The organism is Streptomyces akebiae (genome assembly GCF_019599145.1).
Taxonomy (GTDB): Bacteria; Actinomycetota; Actinomycetes; order Streptomycetales; family Streptomycetaceae; genus Streptomyces; species Streptomyces akebiae.
The window spans coordinates 6,773,878-6,789,968 of sequence record NZ_CP080647.1 but is presented as its reverse complement, the minus strand read 5'-3'; the positions used below and the strand labels follow the sequence as shown (position 1 = coordinate 6,789,968).

The following is a 16,091-nucleotide window of genomic DNA, read 5'->3' as shown; positions in this document are numbered from 1 at the left end:
GTCGCCCCAGCGCGCCAGAGGCCCGGGCGCCAAGGAAACCCAGCGCCCAGGGAGCCTCCGGTCCTAGAACGGCTCGAAGTCGTCGTACTCCTTCTGGAGCTCGTCCCGCTCGGCCTGTCGGTCGCGGCGGCGCTGGACGGCCGGGCGGGGCGCCTCGAAGCGGTGGTCCTCGCCACGGCGGCCGAGCATCTCCGCACCGGCCATGACGGTCGGCTCCCAGTCGAAGACGACCGCGTTGTCCTCGGGTCCGATGGCGACGCCGTCGCCGGAGCGGGCGCCCGCCTTCATCAGCTCCTCCTCGACACCGAGCCGGTTGAGCCGGTCGGCGAGGTAGCCGACGGCCTCGTCGTTGCTGAAGTCGGTCTGCCGCACCCAGCGCTCCGGCTTCTCACCGCGCACGCGGAAGAGCCCGTCCTCCTCCCGCACGACCGTGAAGCCCGCGTCGTCGACGGCCTTGGGCCGGATGACGATCCGCGTCGCCTCCTCCCTCGGCCTGGCGGCGCGCGCCCGGCCGACGAGGTCCGCGAGGGCGAACGACAGCTCCTTCAGCCCCGTGTGGGCGACGGCGGACACCTCGAAGACCCGGTAACCGCGGGCCTCCAGGTCCGGCCGCACCATCTCGGCGAGATCCTTGCCGTCGGGCACGTCGATCTTGTTGAGGACGACGATCCGGGGCCGGTCGCCGAGCCCGCCGTACTGCGTCAGCTCCTCCTCGATGATGTCGAGGTCGGAGACGGGGTCGCGGTCCGACTCGAGGGTCGCCGTGTCGAGGACGTGGACGAGGACGCTGCATCGCTCGACGTGGCGGAGGAATTCGAGGCCGAGGCCCTTGCCCTGGCTGGCGCCCGGGATCAGGCCCGGCACGTCGGCGATCGTGTAGACCGTCTCGCCGGCCGTGACCACGCCCAGGTTCGGGACGAGGGTCGTGAACGGGTAGTCCGCGATCTTCGGCTTGGCGGCGGACAGGACCGAGATCAGCGAGGACTTGCCTGCGCTGGGGTAGCCGACCAGCGCCACGTCGGCGACGGTCTTGAGCTCCAGGACGATGTCGCCCGTGTCCCCGGGCACGCCGAGCAGCGCGAAGCCGGGCGCCTTGCGGCGGGCGGAGGCGAGGGCCGCGTTGCCGAGCCCGCCCCGGCCGCCCTGAGCGGCGACGAAGGAGGTGCCGTGGCCCACGAGGTCGGCGAGGACGTTCCCCTGCCTGTCGAGCACGACGGTGCCGTCCGGGACCGGCAGAACCAGGTCCTGCCCGTCCTTGCCGGAGCGGTTGCCGCCCTCGCCGGGCTTGCCGTTGGTGGCCTTGCGGTGCGGGGAGTGGTGGTACTCGAGGAGAGTCGTCACCGACTGGTCCACGGTCAGGATGACGTCGCCACCCCGGCCGCCGTTGCCGCCGTCGGGGCCGCCGAGCGGCTTGAACTTCTCCCGGTGGACGGAGGCACAGCCGTGACCTCCGTTACCCGCGGCGACATGCAGTTCGACGCGGTCCACGAAGGTGGTCATGGTGGGGTGCCTCCTGGGGGTCCCCCCGACCGGGGGGCCAGGGGTGGTACGGGTTCAGTTATTGGGTAACACGCGAAAGGCGGACCCGCCTTCCCGCACGGGAAGTGAGGTCCGCCTCGCGAAAGACTGTCCGAAGACTTTTCCGATCAGCCGACCGGAACGATGTTCACGACCTTGCGCCCACGGGCGGTGCCGAACTCGACCGCACCGGCGTTCAGCGCGAACAGCGTGTCGTCCTTGCCACGGCCGACACCCGAGCCCGGGTGGAAGTGCGTGCCGCGCTGGCGGACCAGGATCTCACCCGCGTTGACGACCTGACCGCCGAAGCGCTTCACGCCGAGGCGCTGAGCGTTGGAGTCACGACCGTTACGGGTGGACGATGCGCCCTTCTTGTGTGCCATCTCTCCTCAGTCCCTTACTTCGCAGCCGCGGGGATCTCAGTGACCTTGATCGCCGTGTACTGCTGGCGGTGGCCCTGACGACGGCGGTAGCCGGTCTTGTTCTTGTAGCGCAGAATGTCGATCTTCTGGCCCTTGTGGTGGTCCACGACCTCGGCCTGGACCTTGATGCCGGCAAGGACCCAGGGGTCGCTGGTCACGGCGTCGCCGTCGACGACGAGCAGGGTCGAGAGCTCGACCGTGTCGCCGACATTGGCGGTGGAAATCTTGTCAACCTCAACGATGTCGCCGACAGCAACCTTGTGCTGGCGACCACCGCTGCGCACGATGGCGTACAAGCGGATCTCACTCTCTCGCTCGGGAACGGCACCCCCGCAGTCCAGCCGCCCGACATACGAACGGCCTCTCCCACGGCGCCCGGCGCGCGGAAGGAATGAGGTTTACGGGGATGTGACGCGTCGCTACCTACGGACACGCCGACGGTCAAGGTTACGGGGCCGTGCCCGAAGGGGTCAAACCGAGCCCCTCCCCTCGCTACGCGGCGGGCTTCTCGCCGTCCGCCGGCAGCGGCTTCACGCCCTTGCACAGGTCGGTGGTGTCCGCCTTGCCCGGGTAGGCGACACCGATCACCTTGTCGAAGTGCGTCCTGTACATGTCGTGCACCGCGTCGTCGTCGACCTTGACGATCGCCTCGTCGTTCTCGCGCAGCGCGGGCCCGGTGTAGTTGCCCGACCCGGTGAAGCTGATCTTGTTGCGCACGCCGTCGTACTGGCCGTCCACGAGGATGTACTTGGTGTGGATGATGTACGGCGTGGTCAGCTTCTTCCCGGGGTTCAGCGGGTCCCGGTCGTCGTTGTAACACCGCACGGTCGGCCCGCCGGACGTGTGCATCTTCTCCCACGTCCCCTTGGTCCCGCCGCTGCTCTTGGCGCTGTCGGACTCGGCGTACACGATGCTCACGTTGCAGCCGGCCTTCTTCAGGGCCACCAGTTTCTCGGCGATCGCCAACCGTGTGATCTTGAAGATCGCGACCCGCACCCAGGTCTTGCGCGTCACACCGGCGCCGTCCTTGTACGAGCACTGCACGTTGTTGAGCACCGAGTACACGGTGTCGGTGGCCCTGGTGTTCCCGGCCCGGGGGAAGAAGTACGCCTTGTAGAGGCCGTTGCTGACGGTCCGGTACTCCCAGGCGGCCCAGTCCCGGGCGACCATCGTGTCGAAGTAGTCCGCGTACGCGTCGTACATCGTCGGGTTGTCCGGCAGCAGCAGCGCGTCGTTGAAGAACTTGGTGTGCGCCGAGGGCGTCGAGTTCGACGTCGTCTGCACGACCACGTTGGTGGCGCCCTCGACCGCCGAGAACAGCCAGAACTTGTTGTGCATGATCGACTGCCCGTACTTCGGATCGCCGAGACAGGACCTGTCGACGGCGCACGTCGCTATGTACGAACCCTTCGTCCGGTCGGTGCCGAGCGCCCCGACCAGGCTGCCGTACGCGGTGTTGGTGGGGCGGTCGCTGACGCTCGACTCGTCCAGGAGGACCTGCACGTGCACGCCCCGGTCCTTGGCGGCGACGAGCGCGTCGACGACGGACGCCTCCCACACGTGGTAGACGGCGACCTTGATGGTGGAGCCGGGCAGCGCGGCGCCCGTCAGCTCGATGAGCCGGGTGCGTATCGCGAGTTGCTCGGCCCCGTCGCCCAACGGGTCGTTGAAGAGCGGGCCTTCGGTCCAGGTCGGCGCGGCCTGCGCGACGCCCGCCGCCATCGTCACCTGCACACCGGCCGCCGCCAGCACGGTGGTCAGCGCCACCGCCCCACGCATGCGCACGCGCGCCATGCGATCCCCTCCCCGTTCCCGCCCTGCCCGGATGTCCACGACAGCGCTCACGACTGCGTATACAACTGCGAATTCGACTAAGTGAGTGTTACAGGCGTCTGCTGACGCTCCAAGAGGGAGGGGGTGCCGGTGAGACGACAGAGATGACCAAACGTTCTCAAATCTCCCCGAGCGGTGTGAAGTTACTCTCCCCGAACACGCCGATGCCCCCACCGGTCGGGCAAACCACCCGGTGGGGGCATCAGTTGGAGCGGACCGCAGGCCCGCCCCGTGGGGCTCAGTCCTCGTCGGTCGAAGCCGTGACCGTGGCCGAGGACTGCTCGGCGGCCACGGTGGTCTTCTTCGTGGCCGACTTCTTCGTGGCCGCCTTCTTGGCCGTGGCCTTCTTCGCGACCGTCTTCTTGGCAGCCGCCGTCTTCTTCGTGGCGGCCTTCTTCGCCGTGGCCTTCTTGGCCGTCTTGCGGGCCGCCGCCTTCTTGGCCGGTGCCCCGGCCTCGGGCTCGGTCTCCTCGGCGGCCGGAGCGGACTCCTCGACCGGGGCCTCGGCCACGTCCTCGGCCGGAGCCGACGGGACCACGACCACGGCCGCCTCCTCGGACGCGGTGGGCGCGGTCGCCTTGCGCACGGCACGCCGACGCGGACGGGCCGGAGCCGCACTCTCGGCGACGGCCGCCGCCTCGGGCTGCGCGGCCTCCTCGGCCACGGGCTCCTCGACCACGGGCTCCGGGGTCGGCTCGGCCACCGGCTCCGGGGCCGGCTCGACCGTGACCACGGCGTCGTCCGCCACAGCCCCGGCCGGCGCGCCCGCGGGGGCGGACACCTTCCGGGTCGCCCGACGACGCGTACGGCCCTTGGGGGCGGCCTCCTCGGTGCTCGGCACGGCGGCCGGCATCTCGACGACCGGGTCCTCCACCGCGACCGGCTCCGCCTCGGCGGCCTCCCGCGACTTCGGGGCACGGTCCTCGGAGACGGTGGTGACGGCCACGGCCTCACGGGACTTCGGGGCGCCGGAGGGCGCGGACGCCCGCCGGGTCGCCCGACGACGCGAACGGCCGCGCCCGACCGCCGCCTCGGCCTCGGCGACGCTGCTGTACAGCTCCTCGTCCGGCTCGAACTCCGGGGCGGGCAGCGCCACGGGCTCGGCGACCTCGGCGGCCACCTCGGCCTCGACCAGTTCGGCCGACTCCGCCGGCTCGACGGCCTCGGGGACGGACACGTGCTCGTGGTCGTGCTCGGCACCGCCACGCCCGCGCTTACGGCGCTTGCCACCACCGCCGACGGCCGTCGGCTGGTCCATGTGCACGATCACGCCACGCCCGTTGCAGTGGACACAGGTCTCGGAGAAGGACTCCAGCAGACCCTGGCCGACCCTCTTCCGGGTCATCTGCACCAGGCCCAGCGAGGTGACCTCGGCGACCTGGTGCTTCGTACGGTCGCGTCCCAGGCACTCCAGCAGGCGCCGCAGCACCAGGTCCCGGTTGGACTCCAGGACCATGTCGATGAAGTCGATGACGACGATGCCGCCGAGGTCGCGCAGCCGCAGCTGACGCACGATCTCCTCGGCCGCCTCCAGGTTGTTCCTGGTGACCGTCTCCTCCAGGTTGCCGCCCTGGCCGGTGAACTTGCCGGTGTTGACGTCGACCACGATCATGGCCTCGGTCTTGTCGATCACCAGCGAACCACCGCTGGGCAGCCACACCTTGCGGTCCAGCGCCTTCATCAGCTGCTCGTCGATGCGGTACGTCGCGAAGACGTCGACCTCGGAGGTCCACTTCTGCAGACGCTCCGCCAGGTCGGGCGCGACGTTCGAGACATACCCGTGGATGGTCTCCCAGGCGTCCTCGCCGCTCACGATGACCTTGGAGAAGTCCTCGTTGAAGATGTCGCGGACGACCCGGACGGTCATGTCCGGCTCGCCGTACAGCAGCGTCGGCGCGTTGCCGTTCTTGGCCTTCTTCTGGATGTCCTCCCACTGCCCCTGCAGCCGCTCGACATCGCGGCGCAGCTCGTCCTCGCTCGCGCCCTCGGCGGCGGTGCGCACGATGACGCCCGCGTCCTCGGGGACGATCTTCTTGAGGATGGTCTTCAGCCGCGCCCGCTCGGTGTCGGGCAGCTTGCGGCTGATACCGGTCATCGACCCCTCGGGGACGTAGACCAGGTAGCGGCCCGGCAGGGAGACCTGGCTGGTCAGACGGGCGCCCTTGTGTCCGATCGGATCCTTGGTGACCTGGACGAGCACGGACTGCCCGGACTTCAGGGCGGACTCGATCCGGCGCGGCCCGTTGGCCATGCCGAGCGCCTCGAAGTTGACCTCACCGGCGTACAGGACGGCGTTGCGCCCCTTGCCGATGTCGATGAAGGCGGCCTCCATCGACGGCAGCACGTTCTGCACCTTGCCGAGGTAGACGTTGCCGACGTACGAGGTCGACTGCTCCTTGTTGACGTAGTGCTCGACGAGCACGCTGTCTTCCAGGACGCCGATCTGGGTGCGCTCGCCGCTCTGGCGGACGACCATGACGCGCTCGACGGCCTCGCGGCGGGCGAGGAACTCGGCCTCGGTGATGATCGGGACGCGACGGCGCCCCTGCTCACGGCCTTCCCGACGGCGCTGCTTCTTGGCCTCCAGCCGGGTGGAGCCCTTGATCGACTGCACCTCGTCGGACGGCTCGGTGTCCTTGGCGCGCCGCTCGCGCGGCTCACGGACCTTGACGACCGTGCGCTCGGGGTCGTCGGTCGCCTCGCCCTCGGAGCCGGAGTCACCGGCGCGACGACGACGGCGGCGACGCCGACGGCTGCTGCTGGAGCCCGAACCGGACTCCTCGCGCTCGTCGCCCTCGTCCTCGGCGTCCTCGTCCAACTGCTCGGCGGTGTCCTCGGCGTCCTGCGCGGCCTGCTCGGCGGTGAGTTCGTCGCCCTCGGCGGCGTCCTCGGCCTCGGCCGACTCGCCCCGGCGACGACGGCGGCCACCCCGGCGACGGCGGCGCCGCGACCCGGTGGACTCCTCCTCGCCGTACTCGTCGTTCTCGGCGGAGTCCTCGCCGGTCTCCTCGGACTCTTCCGGCTCCTCGGACTCCTCGGGCTCCTCCGGCTCGTCGGCGACCACGGCGACGGCCGCGGGCTGATCGGCCTCGGCGGGCTCACCCCGGCGACGACGGCGACGCCGCGACCCGCCGGTCGGCTCCTCCTCGGCGAACCCGCCGAGGCCGATGGGCTCGGCGCTCTCGAGGGTCTCGGCCGGCTCGACCGTCACGGTCTCGGCCTCCGCCTCGGCGGCGGCCTGCGCGGCGGCGCGCTCCGGCGTCTGGAACATCGGCTCGGTGAACACGGGCGCCTGGAACACGGCCACGGCGGGCCGCGACGGACGCGACGGCGCGTCCTCCGCCTTCGGCGGGGCGGGCGCGGAGAATCCCACGGCGGCCTTGCGCGTGGCCCGACGACGGGGCCGACGCGGGCCACCGTCCTCGGCCTCGGCCTCGGCAGCCGCCTGCGGTGCCTTGACCGGCTCGGGGGAGGTGGCCTCGGCGGCGGGCACCTGCTCGGCCGCAGCCGACGCGGTCTCGGCGGCCACGGACTCGTCCGCGCGCTCGGCGGCGGCCTCGCCCTCGGACGCGTCGGCGGGCGCGGCGACTCGGCGCGTGGCACGCCGACGGGTACGACGGGGCGCGGCCTCCTCGGCCGCCGCCTCGACCGGCGCGCTCTCCTGAATCTCGGCGGGTGCGGTCTCCGTGGCCTCCGCCGGAGCCTCCACGATCTCGGCGGCCTTCGCCTCGCCGGCGGGCGCGGACGCCCGGCGCGTGGCCCGACGGCGCGTACGCCCGGCGGGCGCGGCCTCCTCGACGGCGGCGGGCGCCTCGGCAACGGCGGCGGCCTCGGGCTCGGCCACCGTCGCCGTCTCGGCGGACTTCTCCTCGGCGGCCTTGGGCGCGCTCGTGGGGGCGGTGGCGCGGCGGGTCGCACGACGGCGCGTACGCCCGGCGGGCGCTTCTTCCTCGACCGCGACGGGCATCTCGGCGGCGCTCTCGGGGGAGGCGACCGGCGCCACGGTCTCGACGACCTCGACGACCTCGGCGTCCTTGGGCGCGCCGGCGGGGGCGGAGGCGCGGCGGGTCGCACGACGGCGCGTACGCCCGGCGGGCGCGGCCTCCTCGGCGGCGGGGGTCTCGGCCTTCGTCTCCTCGGCCTCGGTGACCTGCGCGTCCTCAACGGTCACGTCGTCCTCGACGGTCTCGGTGGTCTCGTGCGCCTCGGTCGGCTCGATGGCCGCGAGGTCCTCGGACTCGGCGGCCTGTACGGCCGGCGCGGTGGTCTCCGCGGCCGCTTCGGAGGCGGCGGACGGCGGTCCCGCGGGGCGGGACGCGGCACGGCGGCGACGGCGCGGCGGCAGGGTGTCGCTCGGCGTGTTGTGTTCGGAGCCCTGCGCGGGCTCGGCGGGTTCGATCGATTCGGGCATGCGGGCGTTTCTCCCGTCAGGCTCCCGGGCGCCGCACCCGGTCCGGCATGGCCGGTGACGTCCGCGGCTCGCGTCGTACGCGACTACCGCCGTCCGGGGCGCGGGCGCCGCACGGGAGCTCTCTGTGTCCTGTCTCGCCGGTTCCGTACGCCATGTTGCGCACGGCCTGGCGAAAGTCTTGTGGTCGGTGCGCTGCCCGACCCAGGAGGCTCCCGGATCAGAGGGCGGCGCTACGACGTCCGTCCCTACGCGGGGCCTACCGGCGCCGACGCCTTCGCGGCGGCAGCGGGTTCGGCCGTTGAGAGGGCCGGCGCTGCCTCGCGGTCGGGCGCGAGCGGGTCGGTCACCGTGCCGGTCTCATCATCGAAAAGCCCCTGCGCCAGCCTGGTCACCGCTGCGGGGACCGGCGGCGCCAGGTCGGCCACGGCGCGGAGACCGGACAGGACGTCGTCGGGTCGTACGGCAGGCGTCACGTGCCGAACAACCAGCCGCAGTATCGCACAGGGCTGGTCCGTCGGCCTATCAGCCTGTGGACCGGGCGTCTCAGAACCGTCCGTACCGGCGCTTCCGTCACGTCCCTCACGTGCGTCTTGTTCCTCACGTGTGTCGTGTCCGTCACGGCTGTCGAGGTCGACGACGGCGGCACGGGCGTCGAAGGTCCGTACGCCGTTCTTGGTCCTGCGCTGGACCTCGACGAGGTCCGACGCCTTGAAGACCTCGACCGCGCGCGCGGCCTCCTCGGGGTCCACACCGTCCAGGCGCAGCTCCCATTCGGAGGCCGTGAGCCGGTCGGCGAGCCCGGAGGTCCGGGCCTCGACCGCGTCGACGATGTCGAGGCCGGTGGGCAGCGACTCGTCGAGCAGGATCCTGAGCTTCTCCGGATCACGCGCCTCGGTGAGCGCGATCTCCAGATACTCCGCCTCACTGCCCGTGCCGGTGGGTGCGGCATTGGCGTACGACACCTTCGGATGCGGCGTGAACCCCGCCGAGTACGCCATCGGCACCTCGGCACGGCGCAGCGCACGCTCGAAGGCGCGCTGGAAGTCACGGTGGCTGGTGAACCGGAGGCGGCCGCGCTTGGTGTAGCGCAGTCGGATGCGCTGCACCGCGGGTGCGGGCGGCGGGCCTTCGGGCTGTCGCTTGCCCAGTGTCGTTCAGTCCTTCGTGAGAGCGGTCGTACTGCTACCAAGAGTACGTGCCTCGGCGGCCCGTGGTTCCCGCCTGTGGACGGGCTTCGGTTCCGTCGGCTGTCCGAAGAGGGCCGAGCGCACGCCGGCGCGGGCCTGACGGACGGTCTCACGGGCGGTGGTCAGCGCCTGCCGGGTGACCCGGCCCACGACGCGTCCGACCGCCGTGACCGGCTTCCACACCGTGTCCCGGACGAAGTGCCCGGCTGGTGTGAGGACGGTCCGATACACCCACCGTGCCGGCTCGACCAGGATCCACCGGAACAGGTTCGCCAGGAACCGTCCGACGGCGAGCGAGATCCGTCCGGCCACCCGCCACGCGTGCCCGAGGGCCTCCCCGACCTCCCGGCCGACGACCGCGAGCAACCGTCCGACGGGCACGAGGGCCCAGCGCCACAGAGCGAGCGCGGGCAGCACCAGCAGCACGCGCAGCGTCCAGTGGACGCCGGTCCAGAGCCCGGTGAAGATCATCCGTACGAGCCACACGACCCCCGTGGCCACCCACGCGATCGCGTGCCCCACGGGCGTCAGCACATACCGGTACAGCCACCCGGCCGGTACGACGACAAAGCAGCGGACCAGCCAGGCGATGCTCAGCCCGACCGGCACCACCGTCCACCGGTACAGCCACAGGAGCCCGGCCAGGACACCTCGGGCCACCCAGCCGCATCCGGCCCGGACACCGGCGGCCACCCACGCGATCGCGTGCCCCACCGGCGTCAGCACATACCGGTACGCCCACACCGCCGGCACGACCAGCAGCCGGTACCCGAGCCACCCGAGCAGCTGCGCGAGCGGCACGACGACGTAGCGCCACAGCGCCACGCAGGGCCACACAACGACGGCCCGGCCGACCCACAGCAGCGCACGGCCCGTCGGCCGCAACACGGTGTCCGTCAGCAACCGCCCGCCCACCACCAGCGCGTCCCACGCCATGCGCACGGGAACGACCAGCACGAGCACCACGATCCGCACAGGAATCCGGATCGCGGCGGCCAGACAGCCCTCGGGCGCCCGCTGCGGCTCGGGCGCCCGCTGCCCCTCAGCACTCCGCTGCGCAGCGGGCGTCAGGCGCGCCTCGGGTGTCGCGCGCGCCTCCGGCGTCTGCTGCCGGGCAGGCCTTTTCTCCAGGTCCATGACGACGTAGACGCCACAGCGTGTCGTCCGGATCCAGCCCGCGTCGGCGAGTTCCGACCGCACCGGCCCCGGTGGCCGCCCCCGCGCCTCCTACCGCTTGCGCCCAGACGATTTCGCGGACCTCGCGGACCTCGCGGACCTCGCGGACCTCGCGGAGGCGGCCGACCCGCCGGTCCGGGCGGCCTTGGGGCGGCGCACCACGGCGGACAGGTCCGGCCGTTCGGCGTGCGGTGCGGAGAACTCCCGGTTGATCTCGACCTGGCGGCGGACGCGTTCCGGCAGGTCCCGCATGGCCAGCAGGCGATCGCATGCCCGGAGCGCGGCGGCGTGCTCACCGACCCAGTGGGCGGTGATGGAGAACTCGAACAGCAGGCCCCACCGGTAGACCCAGGGCTTGGTGAAGAGCAGGTCGTCCGGTGCGGGCCGGTCGACGACATCGACGAGAAGGGCGTGCGCGGTGTGGTGGCGCCGCCGGAGCCGCAGCCGCGAGGCCAACTCGTAGCAGGCTTCGAGCCTGGTGGGACGCGACTCCCAGGCACGGGAGAACGTGTCCATGGCTCCCTGCCAGTCCTCCTCCTCGTCCGCGCGGAGGATTCCCGCTTCCAGGAGCGAGCAGTAGACCTCCTCGCCCCAGCCGCCCATCGCCGCACGCCGCTCGTACAGGCCGATCGCCTCCCGCGCGTGACCGAGGTCCCGTTCGGTGTTGGCCAGGTAGAAGACGGTGCGGGGGTTGGTGGGGTCGCGTTCCAGCTCACGCCTGAGCAGCTGTGCGTCGCGTTCGAACTTGTCGCCGCGACAGCCGCCGTCCGCGTGGTCCTCGATGACGAGGGCGTCCAGGTTCTCCTGGACATCGGGCCCGTCGGTGCACGGGTACTCGTGGGTGACCCCTTCGTAGCGCCAGAGCAGGTCCCCCCGCATGAGGTGCTTGAAGCGGTGCTGGGTGCCCGGTGTGTCGTAGCGCAGCATGTACGAGGTCGCCGTGAGCCGGGGCAGCGGCGCGTCCTGACGCAGTACGTGGTCGGCGTCGACGGTGAGCAGGAAGTCGGCCTTCCCCCGGGCGTGTTGGATGTTCCGAGTCCGGTTGTGGCCGAAGTCGACCCAGGGCTCCTCGCGCAGTTCGCCCGGGACGCCGTCCAGCGCCTCGCGGATCAGGTCCTGCGTGCCGTCCGTCGAGCCGGTGTCGGTGATGACCCAGCTGTCGATCAGTGGACGGACGGAGGCGAGGCAGCGCTCGATCACCCGCGCCTCGTTCTTGACGATCATGCAGAGGCAGATGGTCTGCGGCTTCATGGCCTCACCGGTCCCGGGACGTTGGAACGCTGCCCGAGCGGCCGCGTGACGTACCTCCTCATATCGCACAAATAGCAGCAGTCGATGCCGAATTAGCCCACCCGTGAGGCCGGCTTAGGCCGATTTGATGATCTTCATCCCCGTCCGGTCCAGCTCGCTGGTCGAGCCGGTGGACAGGGGCGAGGCTCACGATCGAGTGCGGGGAAAAGCCCCAAACCGGTTGAAACAAGGAGCACATAGATGAGTCCTGAGCGCAGGACGATCTCGCTGATAGGCCCGCTGGCACGCCACAGAATCACCAAGGTCAGCACGTATGCCTCGCTCGCGCTTGCGATGACCGCCGGACTGGCCGGCCCCGCCGCAGCGGCGGCATCGAGCGTGTCCGAACACTCCACCGTGACGAGGGCCGGCAACGACGAATGCCCGCCCGCCGACGAGCACGGTGATCAGCACCACACCGACGACGGACAACACCAGGACGCGTACGACGGATCGTCGCCCGACTGGTACGACGAGCAGGACCGCAACCGCACGGCGGCACTCGGTGGCAACGACGACCACTGCGAGGTGGGTCCCAGCGGCCCGCCCGGGCCTCAGGGACCCACCGGCCCGAAGGGTGACACGGGTCCCCAGGGCGACACGGGTCCCCAAGGCGACATCGGCCCCCAGGGAGAGGTCGGCCCCCAGGGAGACACCGGCGAGCAGGGCCCCGTCGGCCCCACCGGAGCCACCGGAGCCACCGGAGCCACCGGAGCCACCGGAGCGGACGGCCCCGCCGGACCCACCGGCCCCACGGGACCCACGGGAGCGGACGGCCCCGTCGGACCCGAGGGCCCCGTCGGACCCGCCGGAGCGGACGGACAGACAGGGGCCACCGGCGCCACCGGCGCCACGGGCGCCACGGGGCCCGCCGGACCGTGCTCCGACATCGACGCCGTGCAGGACTCCAAGAAGCTCGAGTTCCGGGTCGTATTGACCGAGGGACGGGTCTTCGCTGGTATCCGCGACCTCCAGGGCGCGGTCGCCCACCCGTTCCTGTGGACCGACCTCAGCACCCACCCCAACTTCCCGGCGGGCGGCCGTGATTCGCAGGACCGCTACGTCGGCTTCGCCTGCGGTGTCTCCGTCAACACGCACGCCGCCCACGGACACGGGCAGAAGGACACCGGCAAGGAGACGGGCAAGGAGCACAGCCAGGGCACAGGCCAGGGCCACAGCCAGGGCACAGGCCAGGGCCACAGCCAGGGCACAAGCCAGGGCCACAGCCAGCAGACCGGCCAGAGTCAGGGCCACAGCCAGAACCAGGGCACGAACACCGGCCACGCCCAGCAGACCGGCCAGAACCAGGGCCACAGCCAGAACACGGGGCAGGGCCAGAGCCAGAACCAGGGCACGAGCAGCGGCCACGCCCAGGACTACAGCCAGGGGTCGGGCCAGAACACCGCCAAGGACCATGGCGCGGGCCCCGGCACGGACCACGGCGAGGGCAAGGGCCAGCCCAAGGGTGACCACGCGAGCGCCTCGAAGGGCCTCGTCAAGTTCAACGTCGTCACCACCGTGGGCCAGATCTGGGAGACGACCTGCGTGCCGGTGGACACGCAGCCCCACGCCACCCTGAATTGTGACGACGCCCAGGGCAACCCGCGCCCCTGGTACCGGGTCGAGCTCCAGCCGTCGGACAACATCGTCAACGGCGGCTCGACCGTCACGCCCCGCGTGACCGGCCGGTAGCACGCGAGAAGGGGTGCCCGGAACCGGCCGAACGGCTTCCGGGCACCCCTCACGACCTGTCGGCCGCGGTCGGGTCAGTGACTGTGCCCCGCACTCCCCACCGGCTGCTTCACCGACAACGGCAGCAGCTTCTTGCCCGTCGGGCCGATCTGGATCTGGGTGTCCATCTGCGGCCATAGCAAGACAGCTCCACATCTAACCTGTACGCTCCGCGAGCATGAAGATGTACGACATCGAGAGCGAGTGGACCGCCTCGGACCTGGCTCTCCTGGAGGACCTGAAGCGGGCGGAGGCTCTGCTCCCCGAGGATGCTCCGCGCGCGCTCCTCTCCGTCCGCCTGTCCGTACTTACGGAAGACACCACCTCACCCGTACGACAGGAACTCGACCTGCGCCTCCTGGCCAGAGAGAAGGGATACCGCGTCGTCGGTGTCGCCTCCGATCTGAACGTGTCGGCGACGAAGGTTCCGCCGTGGAAGCGGAAGGAGCTCGGCGAGTGGCTCAACAACCGGGCCCCGGAGTTCGATGCTCTGCTCTTCTGGAAGCTCGACCGCTTCATCCGTCGCATGACGGACCTGTCCACGATGATCGAATGGTGCGAGCGGTACGGGAAGAACCTCGTGTCGAAGAACGACGCGATCGACCTCAGCACGACCGTGGGCCGGATCATGGTCACGCTCATCGGCGGCATCGCCGAGATCGAGGCCGCGAACACGTCGACCCGCGTCACGTCGCTGTGGGACTACGCCCGCACTCAGGACTCGTGGCTCGTCGGTAAGCCGACGTACGGATACGTCACGACGAAGGTGGACGGTAAACCCGCGCTCGCCATCGAGCCGAGCGCACACAAGGCACTGCACTGGGCCCGGCGCATGGCGCTCCGGGGCGTCTCCGCCCGACGCATGGCCCTCTGTCTCGTCCGCTCCGGGCTCATGTCGACGGGGCTCACGACGTCGACTCTCCTTCGCCGCCTTCGTAACCCCGCACTTATGGGCTACCGGGTCGAGGAGAACAAGCAGGGCGGGAAGCGACGGAGCAGGCTCGTCCTCGGCAACGACGGAAAGCCGATACGGGTTGGCCCTCCGATCTTCACAGAGGAGGAGTTCGAGACCCTTCAAGCGGCACTCGACCGCCGGGGCAAGAGCCAGCCCACCCGGCAGGCGGGCGGAGCGACCCAGTTCCTCGGCGTACTCGTCTGCGTCGACTGCTCAACCAACATGACCGTGCAGAAGAACATGAGCAACGGCCGGAGCTACACGTACCTGCGCTGCGGCAAGTGCAAGGGCGGCGGGCTCGGCGCACCCAACCCGCAGGACGTGTACGACGTCCTCGTGGGCGACGTGCTGCGCGTCCTCGGCGACTTCCCCGTCCAGGTCCGGGAGTACGCGAAGGGAGCCGAGGCACGCGCCGAAGTCAAGCGGCTCGAAGATGCCATCTCCTATTACATGGCGGAGCTCGAACCAGAGGGCCGCTTCTCGAAGACGCGGTTCACTCGCGAGCGGGCGGAGAAGACGCTCGACAAGCTCACGGAAGAGTTGAGCGCCATCGATCCCGAGACCGCGCAAGACCGTTGGGTACTCGTGCACAACGGCAAGACCTTCCGGGAGATGTGGGAAGCCGGCGGTATGGAGGCCATGGCTGAGGACCTGCGCCGCGTGGGCGTCACGTGCGATGTGACCCGCACGAAGGTGAAGGGAGTGCGAGCCCCGTCCGTACATCTGCAGCTCAAGATCCCGCGCGACGTACGCGAACGCCTGGTCATCAAGGGTGACGACTTCGCCGCAAGGCTCTGACGAAGGAGCAGGGACAGACATCTCCGGGCGGCTCAGGAGCCAGGCCCGGAGGTGTTCCGGCTTGACGGTCGGGCCGGGCTCCGGATAGGAAGACTCTCCCGCTCCTTCTGGGAGCGGACACCGTAGCTCCCGCCGTTCAGCGGCGGTAGAGCTGGCCACTCCGTGAGGGGCCGCGATCCCGAGGGGCTCGCAGGGACGTCGAGGACATCCCGAAGCGCAGGACGGTACTGCGCGACTTCCACCCAACGCCGAGGCGCGGCTCCGTGCTGCCCTCGACCAGCGCCAGGAGTCGCCAGCCCTTGAACATAACGATCGAAGTCGTCTGGACCTGTGAGGTCTGCACCTCACCCCTCGTCGAGGGAGAGACGCACGACTGCGGCCACGCCCCGCAGGAAGGGGGTGCGACCGGTGGCTATCAGCTTCGGCCGTGACCGCTCGTGGGGCGCGGTCTCCCAGCACGAGTACCGACGCATGGCGCAGAACCCAGGACACCCTCTCGCCTACCGCGTGCACTTCGCTGCCATCGGATGGGCGGACAGGCAGGGACACGCAGGCTTCGAGCCTGGCCGACTGGCCACCCTGCTGGGCAAGAACGGCAAGCCACTGTCCGACCAGAGCACCCGCAACGCGGTGGCCCGCGCCAAGGAACTGGACCTCGTGTCGTCCCGTTCCGGGGCCGCGTGCCTTGTGCTTCCGTCTCACCTGTTCCAGAAGGGCAAGGGCGCGCCGGTCCCCTGCCGCCCCCACCAGGATCGATGAGTACACGCGCT

The 16,091-nt window shown here is 70.8% G+C and carries 11 protein-coding genes; 3 read left to right on the top strand and 8 right to left on the bottom strand.

What is annotated here, in order from left to right; genetic code table 11:
• Positions 1–63: 63 nt before the first annotated feature.
• The 8 genes from obgE to K1J60_RS29235 all read right to left on the bottom strand — a co-directional run bounded on the left by obgE (position 64) and on the right by K1J60_RS29235 (position 11,798).
• On the bottom strand, positions 64–1,500 hold the full coding sequence (obgE, locus tag K1J60_RS29270; protein WP_220648809.1) for a GTPase ObgE: 1,437 nt from the start codon (positions 1,498–1,500) through the stop codon (positions 64–66).
• A gap of 146 nt (positions 1,501–1,646) precedes the next feature.
• Complete coding sequence (gene rpmA / locus K1J60_RS29265) at positions 1,647–1,901, bottom strand: 50S ribosomal protein L27 (RefSeq protein WP_033525817.1); 255 nt, start codon at positions 1,899–1,901, stop codon at positions 1,647–1,649.
• A 14-nt stretch (positions 1,902–1,915) separates the two neighbouring features.
• Entirely contained in the window at positions 1,916–2,236 is a 321-nt protein-coding gene (rplU, locus tag K1J60_RS29260) for a 50S ribosomal protein L21 (protein ID WP_033525816.1), read from the bottom strand.
• 196 nt (positions 2,237–2,432) lie between these two features.
• Positions 2,433–3,734, bottom strand: coding sequence for a phospholipase D-like domain-containing protein (locus tag K1J60_RS29255; RefSeq protein WP_220648808.1), 1,302 nt, complete (start codon positions 3,732–3,734; stop codon positions 2,433–2,435).
• A 277-nt stretch (positions 3,735–4,011) separates the two neighbouring features.
• Complete coding sequence (locus K1J60_RS29250; protein ID WP_220648807.1) at positions 4,012–8,184, bottom strand: Rne/Rng family ribonuclease; 4,173 nt, start codon at positions 8,182–8,184, stop codon at positions 4,012–4,014.
• Positions 8,185–8,429: 245 nt separating this feature from the next.
• On the bottom strand, positions 8,430–9,290 hold the full coding sequence (locus K1J60_RS29245; RefSeq protein ID WP_220648806.1) for a TIGR03936 family radical SAM-associated protein: 861 nt from the start codon (positions 9,288–9,290) through the stop codon (positions 8,430–8,432).
• A 48-nt stretch (positions 9,291–9,338) separates the two neighbouring features.
• Complete coding sequence (locus K1J60_RS29240; RefSeq protein WP_220651754.1) at positions 9,339–10,508, bottom strand: hypothetical protein; 1,170 nt, start codon at positions 10,506–10,508, stop codon at positions 9,339–9,341.
• 90 nt (positions 10,509–10,598) lie between these two features.
• Positions 10,599–11,798 (bottom strand): glycosyltransferase, encoded by a 1,200-nt coding sequence (locus tag K1J60_RS29235; RefSeq protein WP_220648805.1) that lies wholly within the window; start codon positions 11,796–11,798, stop codon positions 10,599–10,601.
• A gap of 240 nt (positions 11,799–12,038) precedes the next feature.
• Here K1J60_RS29235 and K1J60_RS29230 point away from each other — a divergent pair, with 240 nt between their 5' ends.
• From K1J60_RS29230 to K1J60_RS46110, 3 genes are all read left to right on the top strand, one after another.
• A complete protein-coding gene (locus K1J60_RS29230) occupies positions 12,039–13,529 on the top strand; it encodes a collagen-like domain-containing protein (RefSeq protein WP_220648804.1) in 1,491 nt (496 codons plus the stop codon).
• Positions 13,530–13,746: 217 nt separating this feature from the next.
• Entirely contained in the window at positions 13,747–15,321 is a 1,575-nt protein-coding gene (locus K1J60_RS29225) for a recombinase family protein (RefSeq protein ID WP_259407968.1), read from the top strand.
• A gap of 408 nt (positions 15,322–15,729) precedes the next feature.
• On the top strand, positions 15,730–16,080 hold the full coding sequence (locus K1J60_RS46110) for a hypothetical protein (RefSeq protein ID WP_259407967.1): 351 nt from the start codon (positions 15,730–15,732) through the stop codon (positions 16,078–16,080).
• Positions 16,081–16,091: the final 11 nt, after the last annotated feature.

Bases quoted from the DNA above. Each gene is read 5' to 3' on its own strand.
- obgE (WP_220648809.1), bottom strand. From the start codon at position 1,500: ATGACCACCTTCGTGGACCGCGTCGAACTGCATGTCGCCGCGGGTAAC.
- rpmA (WP_033525817.1), bottom strand. From the start codon at position 1,901: ATGGCACACAAGAAGGGCGCATCGTCCACCCGTAACGGTCGTGACTCC.
- K1J60_RS29255 (WP_220648808.1), bottom strand. From the start codon at position 3,734: ATGGCGCGCGTGCGCATGCGTGGGGCGGTGGCGCTGACCACCGTGCTG.
- K1J60_RS29250 (WP_220648807.1), bottom strand. From the start codon at position 8,184: ATGCCCGAATCGATCGAACCCGCCGAGCCCGCGCAGGGCTCCGAACAC.
- K1J60_RS29240 (WP_220651754.1), bottom strand. From the start codon at position 10,508: ATGGACCTGGAGAAAAGGCCTGCCCGGCAGCAGACGCCGGAGGCGCGC.
- K1J60_RS29235 (WP_220648805.1), bottom strand. From the start codon at position 11,798: ATGAAGCCGCAGACCATCTGCCTCTGCATGATCGTCAAGAACGAGGCG.
- K1J60_RS29230 (WP_220648804.1), top strand. From the start codon at position 12,039: ATGAGTCCTGAGCGCAGGACGATCTCGCTGATAGGCCCGCTGGCACGC.
- K1J60_RS29225 (WP_259407968.1), top strand. From the start codon at position 13,747: ATGAAGATGTACGACATCGAGAGCGAGTGGACCGCCTCGGACCTGGCT.